Here is a 19,451-nt window from a genome sequence, read left to right as displayed (position 1 = left end):
GGTGAAACAGAAAAAGAAGACCTTATCCCAAGGTCTTCTTAAGCTTCTTCATTAATAATGACATTCTTGCCTCGCATTTTTAGCATCAATGGAATAATCATCCACAATGCCGCCACGATCAGGAAGGCAAGCGACATCGGCTTCTGCAGGAAGATCATGAAATCTCCATTCGATGTAGTCAGGGCTCTGCGCAGGTTATTTTCGATCATCGGCCCTAAGACTAATCCTAAAACCAACGGGGCGACCGGAAAGTCGTTTTTGGTTAAGAAATATCCTACTACACCGCACCCAATCAGCAGCATGAGGTCAAAGGTGGTAAACTGAACCGCATAAACCCCGAAAATAGAAATCGCGATGATAATGGGCAATAAATACTTAGGCGGCGTTTCGATAATTTTAGCAAATACTTTTACTAAAGGCATATTCAGGGCCAAGAGCATGGCATTTCCAAGGAACATACTCGCGATTAGCCCCCAGGCCACATCCGGATGATCGGTAAAGAGCAGCGGACCGGGCTGAATATTGTACATGATGAGAGCACCCATTAGGATCGCGGTCGTCCCGGAGCCTGGAATCCCCAATGTCAATAGCGGGATCATCGCTCCACCAGAAGCTGCATTATTCGCTGATTCAGGGGAAGCTACCCCTTCAATGGCCCCTTGGCCAAATTTGCTTGGATTCTTGCTTAATTTCTTTTCCATTATATAAGAGAAGAAAGAGGCCAATGTGGCTCCCGCTCCCGGAAGGATGCCGATGAAAAATCCAAGAAAAGATCCGCGTACAATCGGGGCTGCACTGTCTTTCATATCTTGCTTCGTCGGGAGAATCCGTCCTACCTTCGCTACCTCACCTTCATTTGTTTCTTTTTCCAGTATGGTCTTAAACACTTCGCCAAGGGCAAATAAACCCACGGCAATCGTCAAGAACTCCAATCCGGAATACAACACGGGAATATCATAGGTAAAGCGGGCTACGCCAGACACATTATCCATTCCGATCGTCGCTAACAGCAATCCGGAGAGGGTCATGATGAGAGCTTTGGTCATCGATTTTCCCGCTAGTCCGCTGACAGCACACAAACCTAGAAGCATCAGGGAAAAATACTCGGCAGGCCCAAACGACAAAGCTAAATCCGATAACGGCTCGGCGAGAAGAACCAATCCCACAATCGCCACAATTCCGGCAAAGAAAGAGCCAATGGCCGCGATCGACAACGCTGCCCCTGCCCTGCCTTGCTTGGCCATTTGATAGCCATCGAGCGCAGTAACCACGGAAGAAGATTCTCCAGGCGTGTTCAAAAGAATCGAAGTGGTCGAACCACCGTACATTGCTCCGTAGTAAACTCCGGCAAGCAGGATAATCGAACTGGTTGCCGCCGACTCAGGAGATAGTCCCGAGGTTAAGGTGGAGGTCACCGGGATCAGCAAGGCCACCCCACTCATCGGTCCGATGCCTGGCAGGACGCCGACGGCCGTACCAATTAATACGCCAAAAAACGCAAAGGCTAAGTTATGCCACTGTAACGCGATGGAAAATCCATTCACAAGATATTGAAGCGTGTCCATGTCGTCGATCACCTCCTAGTTGAACCATACAGGAAACCCTGGCAAGGAACCTTCCAATACTTCAACAAATAAATAATAGATGCCGTAAGAGAATCCGCCGGAGATGAGCAGCGTTTTCCACCAACCGCCTTTTTCCATCGTTTGAAACCCAATGGCCAAAAAGATGAACGTGGTCAGCACATACCCCAGCGGCTCCAATAATAATCCGTAAAGGACAGCAGAAACAAGGATAATGATAAATTTCTTATAATCCAAAGCCTGCGCCTTCGCTTTTACCGTCGAATAAAACTTGGTTTCGTAAAACAGACGGACACTTAATAGGATAAGAATGATTCCCAACATCTTCGGAAAAATATCCGGACCTACACTGCTGCCATAGGCACTTGTGGAAATCCTTCCGCTTTCGTACACAAATCCCATCCCGATGATAAAAAAGACAAGACTTGAATACCGGTCAAACCTCTGGCTCATATGATGCCCACCTCGCTATTCCTTGCCTTTTTGCACTTTTTGCAGCATGACCATCCACTCATCGATTTGCAGTGACTTGATCTCGCCCTCTTCTACGGTGACGGAAAAATACGATTGCATATCTTGACTGCCTGCCAAGATATGTTCCTCGACTCGGCGAACCTGCTCCTCCGTTTCTGTGGTACGGCGAACCCATACCGGGAAGTTATGCGTTTTCTTGCGAAGAACAGCTCGCTCATACTGGAGGTTGGCCTGTACAAACCATTGCTTCCACTCTAACGTGGTATAGCATCGGACATGGCTCTCATCTCTTAGCTTTTCAAGCTGATTCATATAAACATCCAAGCCATCCTGCTCCGGTGCCACATTATCAATGAGCAAAAACCGCCCACCTGGCTTTAACACGCGCCCCACTTCGCGAACGAACCGCTCCGGATTCGGAAAGTGATGGGCTGCAATGCGGCAGACCACGATATCAAACGTTTCCTCCAGAAAAGGCAAGGATTCTGAATCCGCTTGGACATAAAATACGTTTTTGCAGGTTGAATCCAAGTGTCTCTTTGCCGCTTCCAGCATCGGAAGAGTTAAGTCTGTCGAAAACACTTGACCGACTTGAGGGGATAGCGCCTTAGTCACATGCCCTCCGCCTGTCGCAATATCCAATGCCACATGGTTCGATTCAGGGCTTAGCCAATCAATCATTTCTGAAAGGTCATTGGCTTTCGCATGGGATTCGCTGGCCACATATTTTTCAGCGTTTTTCCCGAATTGATCCTGTACTTTGGCTTTAATCTGTTGATTGTCCATGGTAACCTCCGAATATAAGTTTGCTTAGAATTTAGGATAGGGGGAGATAACAGGAGAAAGTCCGGTTATCTCTTTAAAACACTGACAAAATCCATGTTTTTTGGGGTTTAACCGGAAAAACTCCGCTTATTTTTCACTTTTTTAATCTAAACTAATGAATAGTCAGAGAAACTCCCGTTATCATCCAGGCTGCTGAAAATTGAACCTTAGAGTACCTATCAACTGCCAGTCCTATTATTTCGCCATATCCAGTGAAACTAGAATTTCTTGAATCAAAGCTTCTTGTTCCTCAAGGAATTTCTTGAACTCCTCCCCGCTTTTAAATCCATTTTCCCATCCGTTGGCCTTCAATGCGTTATTCCACTCTTCCGTTTCGGACATGGCTTTCAGCTGTTCTTCCCAATACTTCACGGCATCCGCAGGCATTTCCTTCGGACCGAAGAGACCGCGCCAGATCGTGAATTCTGCCTCAATGCCCTGCTCTTTATACGTAGGGATGTCTTTAAAATCGCCGCCTAATCTCTCGGATGCGGAAATCCCTAGCACTCGCACTTTTCCCGCCTTCAAATATTCACCTGTACCGGAAATATCAGTCGCGATCACATCCGCATTTCCGCCTAGTAGTGCGGTCATCGTTTCACCGCCGCCATCATAGGACACAAACTTAATTTTCTTGGGATCTACTCCCGCTTTGACTGCCGGAAGCATGGCTACTAAATGGTCCTGTGAACCAGGGGCTGATCCGCCGGCAAAGGTAATCTTCTCAGGATTAGCTTTCATATCTTCAAATAAAGCATTCAGGTCCTGATATTTCGAATCGGCTTTTACCACGATCGCGCCATAGTCTTTAGTCAACTGGGCTAATGGAGTCAAATCCTTATAGGAATACGGGCTATTCCCTTCCTTTTTCAAGTTGTTAATGATTAAAGGAACCGAAGGCAAATAAAGTCGATAAGGATCTTTAGGATCTTTCGTTGCAAAGTCCGCTAAACCTACCGCTTGGCCTCCGCCCGGTTTATTTTCCACCGTCATGGTCTCGGACACTAATTTGGTATCCGTCAAGGTCTTGGTTAACGCTCTCGCCGTTAAGTCCAAACCACCCCCTGCGCCAGAAGGTGCCGTAATCAAAATGGGCTTTTCCGGATAAGCTGACGCCGTTTCCGTCTTGGCATTGGCATTGGTTTCGCTTTCATTTCCTGCCGGTTGGCTCACACCGCCGCATGCTGTTAAGCTAAGAGCTAGGGCACCGCTTAAAAATATCGTTGTCCATTTTTTCCATCTTGTTTGATTTACCATTTTTTATCCCCCTTTAAAAACGTTTTCTGATATCGCTTTCTTATTGATCATGTTAACACCGAAAATTAAGAATGGATAGTTTACTCAATTAATTAGGATAAAATGCATTAAGTGTATTTTTTTCATTTTTTTCACGGGGTCAAAACAAAAAAACACTCCAAGTTCCCTTTGGAGTGTTCTACTTCCCTTTCGGTATGGCAATCGTAAATCTGGCTCCGCCCAAATGACTTTTTGCAATATAAATTTGCCCGTTCAGCAAGGCGAGTGAATTTTTCACAATAGCTAACCCTAACCCACGGTTTTCGCCGCTTTTCGTCGAGAATCCCTCTACAAAGATGGAATCCTCCCACACTTCCGGCACTCCTGTCCCGTTGTCTTCCACATCAAAGAGGAGATCCAGTCCCAAGTCCGTGAATGAAACCTTCACTACTGCATTCATCCCCTGCTTTTCCTTCGCCGCTTCCATCGCATTGTCAATCAGATTTCCTAGGATGGTAACCAGCACCTTCGAATCGATCGACTGCGGCACCCCCACTAAATGACTTTCTTGATCGATTTCCAAAGAGACCTTTAACTCCTTAGAACGGTTGAGCTTCCCCAACAGACAAGCTGCAATTAGCGGATCTTTCACCGATGACATCAAAAACTCGATCATATCCTGCCGTTCTTTAACTTCTCCTGATATCATATCCATCGCTTTATCATACTGCTTCAAGGCCAACAGGCCATAAATCGTGTTCAATTTGTTGAGGTATTCATGGTTCTGGGCTCGCATGTTATCGGAAAAAGATTTGATTTTTGACACTTCATCCGTCAGTTGCTCGATTTCAGACACCGTACGTATGGTCAAGACCACCCCTTTCACCTCGTTCTGCTCAAGAATCGGCGCGAAGTCCAACACATACTGCTGATGCCCCAAAATCATGTTCTGATTGATTTGGCCTTCCTTCTTTTGAATCACTTCCTTCAGCATATCCTGAACACGTTCATTGGGAATGGTTCCGCCGATCGCCAACTGATCCCCCTGGAACAGCTCCCGTGCCCTTTTATTCATCGAAGTGACCTTGTGTTCCATGTTAACCGCGACAATGGCATCCCGAATCGATTCTAGCGTAGCTTCCTTTTCTTTAAAAATAAAGGAAATTTCCTCTGGCTCTAAACCAAAAATCAGCTTTTTTACGCGTCGGGCAATAAGGATCGCACCCACTACTCCAATCAAAAGGAGCAGGATAGAAAGAGCGATAATTCTTGCTTTATACTCGGTGACCCTTCTTTCAAAGTCGTACAATAAAAAGCCGACAGAGGATACGCCGATCAGTTGTCCCTTAGCATTCCATATCGGGGTCTTCGCTTTAATCGCCGGGCCGGAAATCCCTACGCCTTCATAAATAATCGATTCGCGTTCTATAAAAACAGCTTCATTGCTTGTTCCCATCCGTTTACCGATATAGGATCGATTAGGGTGCGAATAACGGATCCCCTCCCGATTTCCGATCACCACATAACTGGCCCCTGTTACTTCCCGAATCCTCTCTGCAATCGGTTGTATTACCCTTGGCGGATCCTGGTCCTCAAACCCTTGAATTATATCCTCATTTTCCGCCGCTAGCTTTGCCACCATCATCGCCTGTTGGCCCAAATTCTTCTCTATTATGTTTTCAATCATAAATGTAAAAAGAGCGTTTACAAGAAACATACTGATCAGCACAACAATCGTAATCAACAAAACGATCTGCGTAAGCAGTTTCATCCGGATCTTTCTTAGTGGCAAGAACATGGATCTCCTTCTCCCCAGGATACGTTTTTAAGTAGAATAACGCAGTTTATGTGGCTAGTAAATAAAAAAAACACTCCAGTTTCAATTGGAGTGTCAATTTGATTTATACCGCTTCCTTTTCTACTATCGATTTGAGATTATTTACAGCCTCATCGGCGTCTGGGCCTACTGCTGAAATGGCAATTTCCGATCCCATTCCTAGGGCTAAACTCATAATTCCCATAATGCTTTTTGCGCTAACCTTACAATTTTTCATTTCAATGAAAACATCTGCTGCATAACGATTGGCCTGCTGAACAAAAGATGCAGCAGCTCGGGCCTGCAATCCATTTTTCAAATTAACCGTTGCTTTTTGAAGAGCCATTGGCTTCCCCTCCCTGTAAATTTCTTTTTATTAAATGTAAAACAAGGTTTTCATCCCTGTCCCTCATGTTTAATCCGTTGTCATTTTCTAGTTTTATAGAGTTCATATAACTCTTTATCTATAAAGTATCAGATAACAGCACGATTAATCAATATTAAGTTAATAAATTTCATAAACAATCTATTTCTTATCCTTCTTAATGTACAAATCGATATCTTCTTTCCGGACGGCCAACCGTTCCGTATACAATCTCCACTTCTAATTCATGATTCGATACCATAAACTCCAAATACCTGCGAACAGTGGAATGGCTTATCCCAATCACTTGGGCCAATTGATCCGCATTTACGCTCCCCGTCTCTTCCTTCATTTTTTCACGGACCAATTTTAGGGTATGCTTATCGATTCCTTTGGGAAGCCGGTTGGCTTCTCCGCCCTCTTTTCTATTTGCTTCCTCTTTTTTTATCAACGTTTTGTCGCCTTTTCCAAAAAACAAATCCACTTCATTCTGGTCCATAATCTTATTTTTTCGCAGGTGATCTCTTGAATTGGCATACTGCTCCAAGGTGGATAAAAATTTATCGATCATAATGGGCTTAATGATATAACCGAATGCCCCTCCGCGTATAGCCTCACTTACCGTATCCGCATCATTGGCTGCTGTAATCGGGATCACATCGATAACTCGATGATTTTTTCTAACCTCCCAAACCAATTCGATTCCATTCATATCCGGCAAGAAAATATCAAGCAAGATCAAGTTGGGGGTAAAGACCTTCAACAGTTCCATGGCTTGCTGGCCTGAACTTGCCGTTGCAATGACGCGAAAACCTTCCAGTTTATGGGTGAATTGTTCATATATTTTTGCTGCAACTTCGTCATCTTCGACGATCATCACTGTTATGGATTCATCAGACATGGTTCATTCCCTCCTGCCCTTTCGGTATAGCAATCGTGAATCTCGCTCCGCCTAAATGGCTTTCCCCGATATAAATGTGCCCGTCCAACAGAGCTAGCGTGTTTTTCACAATATTTAAACCCAACCCGCGGTTTTCCTTATTTTTTGTCGAAAAGCCTTCCATGAAGATAAGATTCTCCGATTCTTTAGGCACCCCTGCACCATTATCTTCAACATCAAAGACAATATCCCTGCCCAGATCAGTGAAAGGAGATTTTAACCTCTGCTTTAAGCCTTGTTTTTCTCTTGCCGCATCCATGGCATTATCGATAATATTCCCCAAAATCGTAACGATAGACTTGGAATCAATCATTGGCGAAATACTATTTTAACAGATTACGACGATAAATTCGATAAGAGTCATATTTATATTTTTTTTCATAAAAACCATATGAGTATATTTGATCGATAATATATGACTTTATCAGGTTCCGATTTTGGCGAGCTGCAGCGATATGCCATAAAATGGGCGTTTGCAACTACTATTGTCATGACCATTGAAGCTATATTTTGGGGAGTGATTTCTCTATAAAAATATAAAGCCCTTGGGATCCCGGCTGGGCGGCTGGGATCTTCAAGGGCTTTCTTGATTTGGATGGAGCCAATGAAATAAATGGAATATCTCCACTTACGATTAATTTTTATGAGATTTTATATGAAATTGTTGGAAATTTGCCAACTAATCACGATAATGACTCCGTTTTGGACCGTTTTATCAGTGATAAGTGGCTTTTTTCCAACTATCGCCTTCTTATTTTTCTCCATTTTTAAAATAGGTGGAGCTTTTCCCATTATGTCGTCTGTATGGACCAGGATAAAGAATCTTCTTCTATCCGATGCAAAAAGTACGTAGCAGCCAGCAGATCGGCCGCTCCTCCCGGGCTGATCCCGCTCCTGGAATAGGTTTCGTCCAATTCCTTTACGCGCCTCCGGCCTAGGGGAGTAAGCATCCCTCCATCAGCCATAATGGACGCTGCTTCCGCTTGGACCCGATAAAGGGTGTCCATGTCATGCCGGTTTAAAATTGTTGTGTCTTGGGAGGCGGTCATGATCCCTATCAGCGCATGAATTAAGGCGTCATTGACCGAGAGTCCTTCGCTCAGCGCTTCTCTCAAGCGAGGCAGCCCCTTCGCCTGAACACTCTGGAGCCCATCTTCCATTTCCCCGCGGATCCCGGTCACTCCGTATTCCAAATAATAACGCTCACCTGCCGTTAAATCCCTCTCCGGATGCTTTTTCTGTAAACTAGCTAGTTCCCGTTCCACGATGCCATCACAAAGGGCCATTACTTCAGCTATTACCGTCTGGCTGGTTAGTGTTGCCACATGTTTCCGAATGGCCAAAGAGGCCGCAGCCGACAGGATACCCACTAAGAAAATCATCCCCTTATGGGTGTTGACGCCCTTCGTAGCCTTAAACATGGAGGCTTCAGCCTCTCTTCCAATCGGGCGAAGAACATTCAGCAGATCCCGCGGTTCTCCTTTATGCATCCACCCTGCCATGGCACAACGATACATGGCTACATTAATCGCACTGCTGCTCGTGATAAACGTAAAGAAGTCCATATCTTCATGAGCACCGGAATGAAAACGATCGACAAGCCCTGGTGCAGGGCTGCAGGTGGCCTCCATGAGGATGGCTTCTAACGCCAGATTCCCTATCATGATAACAGGAGCAGGCCAAATGTTGGTCTGCTCCGCTTTAAACTTATTCATATAACCCATGGCCATTGACAAAACTTCCTCCGGAGTATGAGACTGGGATCGGATGCACATCACGGCGGGTTGGGAGCAAACCATGCAGGCTCGCTCCTTTAACCCCTGATTAGCGCGGTTGATCTGTCTCCCCTCCTGATCAAATACATCGATGTCCAGCAGCCTGCTGTACGAATGCTCTTCTTCTATTGACATGGCCAATCCTTTGATGACATGCGCATCGCCTTTCATAGCGATCATCGCAACAGGACCAGTAGGCGCATGAAAAATCCGTTCTTCGAGAAGCGTACATCCTGCCTTTCTCGCATACTCACGCATTTTGACTAATGCGCTATAGATAAGATCAACGGTGTCATTCGTGTATTTCACCTTTCCAGGCATATTTACCGAAATACTGACTACAGGGGAATAATACAAACTCCGAAGTTCCCGCTGGATCTGAGTGCGTTTTTCTTTTGCCTCCAAAATGTCTTCAATTTTAACGTAGCTGTATTGGAATGTCTGCATTTTTGCCTCTCCTACCCAATAGAGATGAGGTTCTGTTCTGCCGGCTTAATGATTCGAACGTCGATGCCATAGACCGGCAAGATCTCCTGCATAGCTTGGTTATAAGCGGAGGTAACTGAACAAGTTGGATCTGCAACATAACGGGTTTTGATATCTAGTCTTGGCGCAATTTGAGTCGCAAACAGCATGGCATCAAGACGCGTTCGAGAAATCAGCTGATCTTCCCTGCGAATGAAATAAGTTGGGAATACTTCAGAAGAAACCGTGTATTTATCTGCCGAAAAAACCATGACATTGTTTAGATAAGCATACTTCTCCCTTGCTAATCTTAGTCCGTCACTGACAAAAACTATAACGGCATCATGTTCTTCAGACGCTTGCTCGACAATCCGATTCCCTTCAGCAAGAAAATTCTCGTTCAAGACAACAGCTGCACGCTCTCCCTCTAGATAGGCCATTCGCTTTTCTATTTGATCACAGTAGACGGATACGGATCCGATCCCGGTTTCCAGCAAGGAAACATAAGGTTCAGCGCACGCAATCTCCACAAACCCTAACTTTTCGAAAACGCGGGAAAGACATGGCTTCGTAAATATAAAATAGTGAAATCTGCCTCTTCGAGCCAATTCCTGTATTAACTCCGAGACAATGGCAGAAACTAGCCCCTGCCCTTGCATAGCCTGATCCACGGCGATATTGTGCAAGACCTCCCCCGTAAAAGATCCCGTTCCGATGATTCTCCCGTCACGAAGAAAGGTCAGCGTGTACTCAACACCTTGATCAAACGTTAAACCGAATCGCCCCAGAAAGGCTTGGACCTCCCTGAACTGATGTCCATCCTTCAGATTTACGATTTGCGTTTCAATCCCGCTAAGCATATGTCCCATCCTTTTCGTTGGCAGCCTTATTTAGTACATTGGTTTCCGAATGACATCCATCACGGTTCCATCCCGGTACTCCACGATCCCGACAATTTCATCCGTTAGCGCTATAGGCTGCGGCTTCCCTGCCAATTCATAAGCCAAATTCCGGAGTTCATGGATCGTCATGAGGGGCAGACCTGACCCTTTCAGATGTTCCATCAGGTCCTCTCGCTTGGGATTGACCGCGACTCCTCTTTCCGTAACGATGACATCGACGGTTTCACCCGGCGTTACAATCGTTTGCACGGCCTCCGTCACCATCGGCAAACGTCCTCTCAGCAATGGTGCAACGATAATGGTGCATTTCGATCCGGCTGAAGCATCCGGATGTCCTCCCGCCGCTCCCATGATAATGCCATTCGAATCGGTAATTACGTTCACGTTGAAATTCACATCAACCTCTGTGGCGGAAAGGACGACAAAATCAAGCTGATTGACAATAGGACCGCAGTTATGCGGATTGGCATAGAAGCCTGCATCCATTTCCTGGTGCCAAGGATTTTTCCTTATGGACTCAATCGCCTTACCATCAAAGCTCTGAACGTCAAAAACGGTACGAATCAGGCCTTCCTCCAGCAAATCGACAAACGGGCCGGTGATCCCGCCAATGCCGAAGCTTGCCGAGATTTTCTGTTCCAGCATTTTCTCTTTCAAATATCTCCCCGCCGCTCCTGCTGCCGCACCTGAACCTAATTGCATCCCAAAACCATCTTGAAAGTAACCCGAATACTCCATGACTCTGGCTGCCATTTGCCCAATGCGCAGATTCCTAGGGTTCGTGGTAATCCGCAACGATCCGGAAGAAATCCCCTTCGGGTCCCCGATTTGGTCTACTTCTACGATAAAATCAACCTGGGTTTGGGGAATGCTCACCGGACAAATCGGATGATCCACGAGGTGGTCGGTAATCGCCACGACTTTATCTGCGTATTTGGCATCGACCATAGCATATCCCATGGATCCGCAGGCGGAGGGACCCTCCACTCCATTGATGTTCCCAAACCTATCGCAGGTTGGCGCAGCAATGAAGGCCACATCTATATGCAGCTCTCCAGATTCAATGGCCCGTACCCTGCCCCCATGGGAACGGATAATCACAGGCTTTTGTTCCAGGCCGTGCAGCGTCAGGTATTCCCCCAGCTTCCCCCTGGCTCCGCTTGTTTCAACCCTGGTGATGACCCCTTGCTCGATGAAAGGAACAAGTTCATCGTTCACATCTAAAAACGAGCTGGGGGCAAGGGTAAGCCCTCGAATCCCCTTGCGGGCAATAGCGCCGACAACCATATTGATGACGGAATCCCCATTTCGCAAAGCGTGGTGAAAGGAAATGGTCATTCCGCCCTTCAACCCGGTTGCTTCAATGGCCTCATCCAATGACTGTAGAAGTTTCTTGGCTGACGGATCAAAAGACGCGACCTTCGGTCCAACCACGCGGCCGGTTGGCTGAGTGGCAAAGGGCCCTTGATATGGTGTTACTTTCTTGTATCCGTTCAGGAATTCCGGTACGGATCTGCCTGCTGCGTTTTTTAGCATGTTGCTTCCTCCCCCTGATAAGCCCCTACAGCAGAAGCATAGGCCAATATCCGCTCTGCTCTGACAATCATGGGAGCATCCACCATTTTTCCATTCATGGAAATTACGCCAGATTTTCGTTCAAGCCCTTCCTGATAAGCAGCGAGCACTTTTTTCGCATTCCTGACTTCTTCTAATGTAGGCGTAAAGATCTCGTGAACCAATTCAATCTGTCTTGGGTTCACCACCGATTTCCCATCAAAGCCCAGCTCTTTGATGAGCGTGGTTTCAGCTATGAAGGTTTCATCATCCCTGACATCAGAGAATACGGAATCTATTGCGCAAATTCCCGCTTCCCTCGCTGCATAAAGCAATTCGGTACGAGCCACGAACAATTCCAAGCCGCCTTTGGTCTTCCAGCCTTTAAGCGAAGTGACAAAGTCTTCTCCTCCGATGGCCAGCGCCACCATCCTTGGGCTTGCCGTTGCGATCTCGTATGCATTTCTCAACCCTTTCGGATTTTCAATTGCCGCCATCATTTTGATCGTACCCGGCTCAAAGCCATGTTTCGCTTCTGCTTGGCTAATGATGTCATCCACGATTTTGATATCCTCCGCCGTTTCTCCCTTCGGCAGACGGATCAGATCGGGCTTGGCCGCCAAGATGATTTCTAAATCATCATATCCCCACGGCGTGCTGATATGGTTGATCCGAACCGCGACTTCGCACGGATACTCCAGATATTTGATGGCGTTATGAACTAAGTAGCGCGCACTATCCTTCTCTGGAATGGAAACGGCATCCTCCAGATCAAATATGAGCGTATCTGCTCCGTAGATCCCCGCATTTTGCAGCATGGCAGGATGGTTTCCCGGCGCGAAAAGCATCGCTCGGCGTAAATGTTCCATTTTGTTCTCTCCTTAGCTGACTGCCCGCGAAATAGCTGTTCTTACGCGGGCCTGAATGGTATAATCCAATGCTCCTTTGTCATTAGCGTGAACAGTCGCGTCTTCTATGCCGTGATAACGGAGAGTCTCGGTGATAAGCACTTTGATGTGTTCCCCATATTGCTGCATAGTGGGACTGATCAATTCAATCCGGATTCCGGTTCCAGGTTCTGCGGGAGCCAGCAGGATTAAAATGTCCGACGACTCAACCGTTCCCGCTTGGGCTGGCTTAAGCTGCGTAACCATCCAATTTGTCCCCCTTTTTAGACCTCAACCAACCCTAGTTCTAAGTCCATATGCTGATCTTGAGCATGCTCTCCCGTTGGCAAAGCTTGCTTGCGGGCCACCCCTGTTTTATAAGCAGCTTGTACAACGGCCTCCCGCACTTTTTCCACCACTTTATCGTTAAATACACTAGGAATGATATAGGTTTCGCTCAACTCCTCATCGGTGACCACCGATGCAATGGCCTGGGCTGCAGCCAGCTTCATTTCTTCATTAATTTCCTTCGCCCGGCAATCCAGCGCCCCGCGGAAAATTCCAGGGAAGCATAGGACATTGTTAATCTGGTTAGGAAAGTCAGATCTTCCTGTCGCCATCACCCGAACGTAAGGCTCTGCCAATTCCGGGTCAATCTCCGGAACAGGATTGGCCATAGCAAATACAATCGGGTCTTTGGCCATTTTCTTGACATCCTCCACCTTGAGGATTCCCGGTGCGGAAACCCCAATAAATACATCCGCATCCTCGATAACGTCTGATAAGCTTCCAGTTGCATTATAAGGATTGGTGATTTGAGCATAAGCTTTCCAATGCGGATTTTCGTAATCTTTGAGTCGGTTAATCGCACCGTGGCGGTCAACGCCAATGATATGACGCACTCCGGCAGCCAATAGCATTTTCGTGCAAGCAATACCCGCTGCCCCGATTCCGCTTAATACGACCTTGATATCCTTCAGCTCTTTACCTACAATCTTAAGCGCATTCAACAGCCCGGCTAGCAAGACTACCGCTGTTCCATGCTGGTCATCATGAAAAACCGGAATGTCGAGCTCTTTTTTCAGCCGCTCTTCGATTTCGAAGCACCTCGGAGATGAAATATCTTCTAGATTGATTCCTCCAAAAGCAGGTGCGATCGCCTTGATTATTTTTATAATTTCTTCCGTATCTTGGGTATCCAAGCAAACCGGAAAAGCATCTACACCTGCAAACTGCTTAAACAGCATCGCTTTCCCTTCCATCACCGGCATGGCAGCGCTTGGCCCGATATCTCCGAGACCCAATACCGCTGTTCCATCGGAGACCACCGCCACCGTGTTGCGCTTAATCGTTAAGGAATAAGCCTTCTCCGGATCTTCAGCGATGGCCGTGCATACCCTAGCCACATGCGGTGTATAGACCCTTGATAAATCATCCCGATTTTTAACAGGCACTTTGGAAGCCATTTCGATTTTTCCGCCAATATGCATAAGAAAGGTGCGATCAGACACATTCAAAATCTTCACACCCTGGATACTCTTTAAACTTTCGGCAATCGAATCCCCATGCTTGGTATCTATCGCATTAATCGTGATATCACGAACCGTATGGGTCTTGCTCGATGAAATCACATCGATCCCGACAATGTCCCCTCCAGCTTGACTGATCACTTCGGCAATCTCGCCAAAAGAAGCCTGATCCTTCTCGAATTGAATTCGAATGATGATATGCATGCTTGCTCCAACTGGTATGGACATGAATACTCCACCTTTCCGTTTCCCTTAGTCAATCGTTTATATTGTTCGTAGTTCATAATACTACTTGAAAATACAAAATTTGAAGTATATTGGAATAAATTCGTTAAATTTCATTAGAATCATTTTGTTCATAAAATTCACAGATGCGAAAGGCTGTCCCTTAAGGAACCGAGTTTTTGGGGACAGCAATGTCTTAGGGTGCGTGGGAGGTCGGCAGATTTGCGAGGCAAAGGTGGTTGGGGTTGCAATAAGTGGAGATTCGCCAACTAAAACTCCAGATCATGATTTTTTCTTACGTGTAGGTGGAAAAACGACCACTACTGGACGGGAAACGACCAAAATGAGGGGCTAAAACTGAATTAGGTGGAACTTTTCCCATTATATTGACTTTTTCTAGCTTGATTTTGATTTTAAGTGGCGATTTTCCACTTATTCCACACGGGAATGGAAAAATGGACTTTTCACCCCTTCGTCCAACCGGTAGAAGTGAACTCTCTGTTTTCCTGGGGTCGGGTGAATCATGCCTTTTTGACTCAACTCCAATAAGATCCTTTTCACCGGTTTATAGCTCAGATTTAATAGACTTCCAATTTCCCCGGGTGTAATCACGTCGCCTTTTTTCAAAGCATAACGAATGACTTCTTTTTCTAGATAGGAAAGTGAGAAGTGGGAGAGTTCGTCTCCAAACATTTTACCTATGAGCTGTTGGATTGCTTGCTGGCAGCGGCGGGGATTCTCTGTGATTTGATCGTAAGAAAAGCGTAAGACTATCCATCCGTCAATCACCAGCTGGTTCTGCCGCTCGAGTTGATCCGAAAACTGCCAGCGACTAATGTTCTTCAAGTGAGGACCATAGCCGTCCACTTCAAAGCAGATTTTTATGCCATGGCGGATATACGCAAAATCTAAATACCTTTTCCCATCTTTGAAATCATCAACCTCATATTCTGGGTGCAGGTGATGGAAATGGCGAAAAACCGGCCACCATACCTTCTTTAAAAACATCATCTCCGCAGGTGCATGTCCTTCTTTTAACCTTCGGAGACCTTCCCCTTTTCGGGCTGTTTGATGGTCCTTCAAAAAGCTTGAATAGTGTTCTTCAAAATTCATTTGATTCCTCCTCACATGTAAAGAAAAGATAAGTCCTTCTTTTGGGGACTCTCCTCCTATTCTAGCAAAAGGGAGGGTGACCCAAAAGCTAACTTTTGAGACACCCTCGTCATTCACCGCTCACCAACAATCATGACGTCAAAATGTTCGATGCGACCCTTCCTCCTTCATTATCGAACTATACCCATCCTCTCCAAATAACAGCTTGATCTTTTTTCAGTCCCACAATGTATGCGGCTAATCTCATGTCTACTTGCTTTTCTACAGAAGTTTCATAGACATGGTTGAAAGAGGCAGCTAGAATTTTCTCTAATTTTTCGTTGACTTCCTCTTCCGTCCAATAATATCCCTGATTGTTCTGAACCCATTCAAAATAGGAAACAACCACACCGCCAGCGCTGGCTAATACATCAGGGACAATTAAAATGCCTCTCTGAGTCAAGATTTCGGTTGCCTTTAAGGTAGTCGGTCCATTTGCGGCCTCAACTACAATCCTTGCCTTAATATCTGATGCATTGGCTTCAGTAATTTGATTTTCGATCGTTTTACTTCTTCCCCTCTAATACATTGTAATTTTCCAGGAATTTCGTATTAAAATCTCCATCTATAAACTTCTCATGCTCCAGCAATCGCTGATGAAATGGAATCGTTGTGGATATGCCCTCAATAACGAATTCGCCTAGCGCTCGCTTCATTCTCTGAATGGCATCCTGCCGGTCCTTCCCCCACACAATCACCTTTGCCACCATGGAATCATAGAAAGGGGAAATCTCGTATCCGGGATAAACCGCACTGTCAATCCTTACGCCGAATCCCCCCGGGGGAAGATACATTTCCACCCTGCCTGGCGATGGCATGAAATTCCTATCCGGATTTTCTGCATTAATCCTGCATTCTATCGCCCAACCATTTATTTTTACATCTTCTTGACTGAAAGATAGAGGGTAACCCGCAGCCACAGCAATCTGTTCTTTTATAAGGTCAATACCCGTAATCAATTCCGTAACGGGGTGTTCCACTTGGATTCGCGTATTCATCTCCATAAAATAGAATTCACCGTGTTTATCCAACAGAAACTCCACCGTTCCTGCCCCGTGATAATGAACAGCCTGAGCTGCCTTTATGGCCGCAAGACCCATTTGTTCCCTTAGTTCCTGATCAAGCGCAGGAGATGGGGCTTCCTCCACCAGCTTCTGGTGGCGCCGCTGAATGGAGCAATCCCGTTCACCAAGGTATGCCACATTGCCATGCTTATCTGCCATAATTTGAATCTCCACATGCCTCGGCTCTTCCAAATATTTCTCCAAATAAACTCCTGAATTGCCAAAAGCCGTTTCCGCTTCCTTTTGGGCCTGGCGGATGGATTTGACTAACTCCTCTTCATCCCTTGCTACTCTCATCCCTTTTCCGCCACCGCCTGCTGTAGCCTTCACGATGACGGGATATCCAATATCCCGGGCCACCATGACGGAATCCCCAAGATCTTCGATGAGCCCCTCCGTACCGGGAACCGTCGGAACCCCAGCTTTTTTCATCGTTTCTCTAGCCACAGCTTTCGCGCCCATTTTTTGGATAGCTTCAGCATCCGGTCCAATGAACTTAATATCACAGGCAGCGCAAATTTCCGCAAAATCGGCATTTTCAGCGAGAAATCCATATCCCGGATGAATGGCATCCGCTCCGGTAAGAGTTGCTACACTCATTAAATTGGTTATGTTCAAGTAACTGTTCTTAGAGGCGACAGGTCCAATGCAATAGGCTTCATCCGCCAATTTGACGTGCAATGCCTGTCGATCCGCTTCTGAATACACCGCTACAGTTGCAATTCCCATTTCGCGGCAAGCTCTAATAATGCGAACTGCGATTTCTCCCCGATTGGCAATCAGCACTTTTTTAAACATCTCTTTTCCCCCTTACCCAAATGAGATTGTGTTCTATTCTGGATGAACGACAAATAAAGGTTGGCCATATTCAACAATCTCTCCGTCCTTAACCAAGATCTCTGCGATCTCTCCACTTACTCCCGCCTCGATTTCATTAAATAATTTCATAGCTTCCAACACGCAAACCACGGTATTGGCATCAATTTTCTGACCGATCTTTACGAATGCCTCGGCACCTGGCTCGGGAGCGGAATAAAACGTCCCAACCATAGGAGAAACGACCTTATGCACCTTCACCTCTTTGCGTTCTTCAACCTCTTTTACAGCAACGGGAACGGCCTGTACCTCTGGGGTCAAAGCGGGTAATGGATCAAGTTTCGTATCATTGCCAACAGCCTCTTCACGATGGATTGGGTTAGATGCAGATCTTACGTCATTTTTCACAATGATAATCTTGGTTGCCTCTTGTTCAAATTCAAATTGCTGAATAGAAGATTCATTAACCATTTTGATGATTTCTCTGATTTCATGTATTTTAAGCATGATAGCCACTCCTTTTTATGGTTGAATTAAATTTCTTATTTCTGCTCCAATCTCATTCCTGTTCTTAAATCTTGGATGATTTTTTCTCTTTCGTTGTAGAGTCTTTCTGCCTCCTCCAGATATTCCGTTAGCGCTTTCACATTTCGGTGGTTATCCGGATGAATCCCTTTGCCGAAATCGACAATAATTGCTGATTCTCCAAACGGGAGCAACTCAAAAGCAGTTTCCTTTAGTGATGGTCTGGTACAATTTGACCTCCCTTTAATTCCGTAATTCGGAATTAATATTCCGTAATTCGGTTTTATAAAATTATTATACTTGTTTGAATATAGAACCACAAGGGATAAATCGAAAAACAGGCATATTTTTTTAAAGTGAATTCATTCCCAGAAACAAAAAGAACTCATCTGCCATATCAACATATGGAAGATGAGTTTTTTAATGTAATCGGCAACTCATAAGTTAACCAAAGATGAATCCATAAATCCGAGCTTCTCCGAAATTTGATTGGCCGCTTCTTTAACCTTCTTGATCAATTCAGGCAATCTCTCGTCCTGAAAGCGTACGTCAGGACCCGCAACGCTAAGACCCGCTACCATTTGTCCCATATGATTGAAAATGGGCGCAGCCACAGCAGAAGTATAATTCTCAAGCTCAGAATGGCTCACGCTGTAGCCTTCCTTTCTGGACAGCTCCAAAGCAAGGCGAAGTTTTTCCCTATCTGTAATGGTTCCGAGCCCAATGGGATGCAGTTCAATTTCATTCAAATATTGTTCTCTTTCATCATCGGACAAATAAGCAAGGAGTATGCGAGAGCATGCTCCAGCGTAGAGCGGAGCTCTTCGGCCTATTTTTGTATAAAGCCTCACAGGATGGTTCGTATCCAATTTTTCAATATATATGGATTCCTTCCCATCTTTTACAATAAGATTTACGGCTTCTCCAACATCATCTCTCAAGTTTTGCATGATAGGTAAAGCAATCTGCCGAATATCTAGACGTTCCGCCACTAATTGTCCAAATTGGAGAAACAAAAGACCAAGTGAGTACTTTCCTTCCTCGTCCTTAGTAAGGAACCCCATATCTTCAAGGGAACCAATCATTCGGTAAACGGAGGTTTTGGGAACACCCGAAAGTTCTACCATCTCATTCAAATTTAGCTTCGCATGCGTTATAAAAAGATTAAGGAGACACATAGATTTAACAACTGTCTTATTTTTGCTTTGCACCTGCTATCCCTCCTTATCAAAAAGAATATGATTCATAATCGCTAATTGTTGCATTACCGTTTAGTTAAAGTAGCTCTATCAATTTTAATGGATTCTCCGATACTTTTC

19 protein-coding genes and 1 pseudogene are annotated in these 19,451 nt (G+C 45.6%); all 20 read right to left on the bottom strand.

Going from position 1 to position 19,451, the window contains the following annotated elements; translation table 11 throughout:
• Positions 1-38: 38 nt before the first annotated feature.
• The 20 genes and pseudogenes from ABLT31_RS24230 to ABLT31_RS24135 all read right to left on the bottom strand — a co-directional run bounded on the left by ABLT31_RS24230 (position 39) and on the right by ABLT31_RS24135 (position 19,343).
• A complete protein-coding gene (locus ABLT31_RS24230) occupies positions 39-1,565 on the bottom strand; it encodes a tripartite tricarboxylate transporter permease (RefSeq protein ID WP_367756594.1) in 1,527 nt (508 codons plus the stop codon).
• 15 nt (positions 1,566-1,580) lie between these two features.
• Entirely contained in the window at positions 1,581-2,036 is a 456-nt protein-coding gene (locus tag ABLT31_RS24225) for a tripartite tricarboxylate transporter TctB family protein (RefSeq protein WP_367756592.1), read from the bottom strand.
• A gap of 15 nt (positions 2,037-2,051) precedes the next feature.
• Positions 2,052-2,843: a class I SAM-dependent methyltransferase gene (locus ABLT31_RS24220; protein WP_367756590.1), complete on the bottom strand. Its 792-nt coding sequence runs from the start codon at positions 2,841-2,843 to the stop codon at positions 2,052-2,054.
• 234 nt (positions 2,844-3,077) lie between these two features.
• Entirely contained in the window at positions 3,078-4,139 is a 1,062-nt protein-coding gene (locus tag ABLT31_RS24215) for a tripartite tricarboxylate transporter substrate binding protein (protein ID WP_367756588.1), read from the bottom strand.
• Positions 4,140-4,317: 178 nt separating this feature from the next.
• On the bottom strand, positions 4,318-5,910 hold the full coding sequence (locus ABLT31_RS24210; RefSeq protein ID WP_462976531.1) for an ATP-binding protein: 1,593 nt from the start codon (positions 5,908-5,910) through the stop codon (positions 4,318-4,320).
• Between the two features lie 109 nt (positions 5,911-6,019).
• Positions 6,020-6,280 (bottom strand): HPr family phosphocarrier protein, encoded by a 261-nt coding sequence (locus ABLT31_RS24205; protein ID WP_367756584.1) that lies wholly within the window; start codon positions 6,278-6,280, stop codon positions 6,020-6,022.
• A gap of 196 nt (positions 6,281-6,476) precedes the next feature.
• Complete coding sequence (locus tag ABLT31_RS24200) at positions 6,477-7,199, bottom strand: response regulator (RefSeq protein WP_367756582.1); 723 nt, start codon at positions 7,197-7,199, stop codon at positions 6,477-6,479.
• The gene (locus ABLT31_RS24195; protein ID WP_367756580.1) at positions 7,192-7,551 is read right to left on the bottom strand and encodes a sensor histidine kinase; all 360 of its coding nucleotides are present in this window, start codon (positions 7,549-7,551) and stop codon (positions 7,192-7,194) included. The genes ABLT31_RS24200 and ABLT31_RS24195 overlap by 8 nt, the downstream gene beginning before the upstream one ends.
• A gap of 478 nt (positions 7,552-8,029) precedes the next feature.
• Entirely contained in the window at positions 8,030-9,460 is a 1,431-nt protein-coding gene (citG, locus tag ABLT31_RS24190) for a triphosphoribosyl-dephospho-CoA synthase CitG (protein WP_367756578.1), read from the bottom strand.
• A gap of 11 nt (positions 9,461-9,471) precedes the next feature.
• Positions 9,472-10,338 carry a GNAT family N-acetyltransferase gene (locus ABLT31_RS24185; protein ID WP_367756576.1) on the bottom strand — a complete coding sequence of 289 codons (867 nt, stop codon included), beginning with the start codon at positions 10,336-10,338 and terminating at the stop codon, positions 9,472-9,474.
• A gap of 30 nt (positions 10,339-10,368) precedes the next feature.
• Positions 10,369-11,916: a citrate lyase subunit alpha gene (gene citF, locus ABLT31_RS24180; RefSeq protein ID WP_367756574.1), complete on the bottom strand. Its 1,548-nt coding sequence runs from the start codon at positions 11,914-11,916 to the stop codon at positions 10,369-10,371.
• Positions 11,910-12,803 (bottom strand): aldolase/citrate lyase family protein, encoded by an 894-nt coding sequence (locus tag ABLT31_RS24175; RefSeq protein WP_367756572.1) that lies wholly within the window; start codon positions 12,801-12,803, stop codon positions 11,910-11,912. Before ABLT31_RS24175 ends, citF begins: the two co-directional genes overlap by 7 nt.
• Positions 12,804-12,815: 12 nt before the next feature.
• Positions 12,816-13,088 (bottom strand): citrate lyase acyl carrier protein, encoded by a 273-nt coding sequence (gene citD / locus ABLT31_RS24170; RefSeq protein WP_367756570.1) that lies wholly within the window; start codon positions 13,086-13,088, stop codon positions 12,816-12,818.
• A gap of 17 nt (positions 13,089-13,105) precedes the next feature.
• Positions 13,106-14,578 (bottom strand): NAD-dependent malic enzyme, encoded by a 1,473-nt coding sequence (locus tag ABLT31_RS24165; RefSeq protein WP_367756568.1) that lies wholly within the window; start codon positions 14,576-14,578, stop codon positions 13,106-13,108.
• 429 nt (positions 14,579-15,007) lie between these two features.
• Positions 15,008-15,688 carry a DNA-binding response regulator gene (locus tag ABLT31_RS24160; RefSeq protein ID WP_367756566.1) on the bottom strand — a complete coding sequence of 227 codons (681 nt, stop codon included), beginning with the start codon at positions 15,686-15,688 and terminating at the stop codon, positions 15,008-15,010.
• Positions 15,689-15,866: 178 nt separating this feature from the next.
• A pseudogene (locus ABLT31_RS24155) lies at positions 15,867-16,229 on the bottom strand (glutamate dehydrogenase); the annotation flags it as partial.
• 4 nt (positions 16,230-16,233) lie between these two features.
• Positions 16,234-17,589 (bottom strand): acetyl-CoA carboxylase biotin carboxylase subunit, encoded by a 1,356-nt coding sequence (gene accC, locus ABLT31_RS24150; protein ID WP_367756564.1) that lies wholly within the window; start codon positions 17,587-17,589, stop codon positions 16,234-16,236.
• Between the two features lie 33 nt (positions 17,590-17,622).
• Positions 17,623-18,114 (bottom strand): acetyl-CoA carboxylase biotin carboxyl carrier protein, encoded by a 492-nt coding sequence (accB, locus tag ABLT31_RS24145; protein ID WP_367756562.1) that lies wholly within the window; start codon positions 18,112-18,114, stop codon positions 17,623-17,625.
• 35 nt (positions 18,115-18,149) lie between these two features.
• Positions 18,150-18,326 (bottom strand): hypothetical protein, encoded by a 177-nt coding sequence (locus ABLT31_RS24140; RefSeq protein WP_367756560.1) that lies wholly within the window; start codon positions 18,324-18,326, stop codon positions 18,150-18,152.
• Between the two features lie 243 nt (positions 18,327-18,569).
• Complete coding sequence (locus ABLT31_RS24135) at positions 18,570-19,343, bottom strand: IclR family transcriptional regulator (protein WP_367756558.1); 774 nt, start codon at positions 19,341-19,343, stop codon at positions 18,570-18,572.
• Positions 19,344-19,451 lie beyond the last annotated feature (108 nt).

It is taken from the genome of Ammoniphilus soli (genome assembly GCF_040813775.1).
This window is presented reverse-complemented; position numbering and strand designations above follow the sequence as displayed.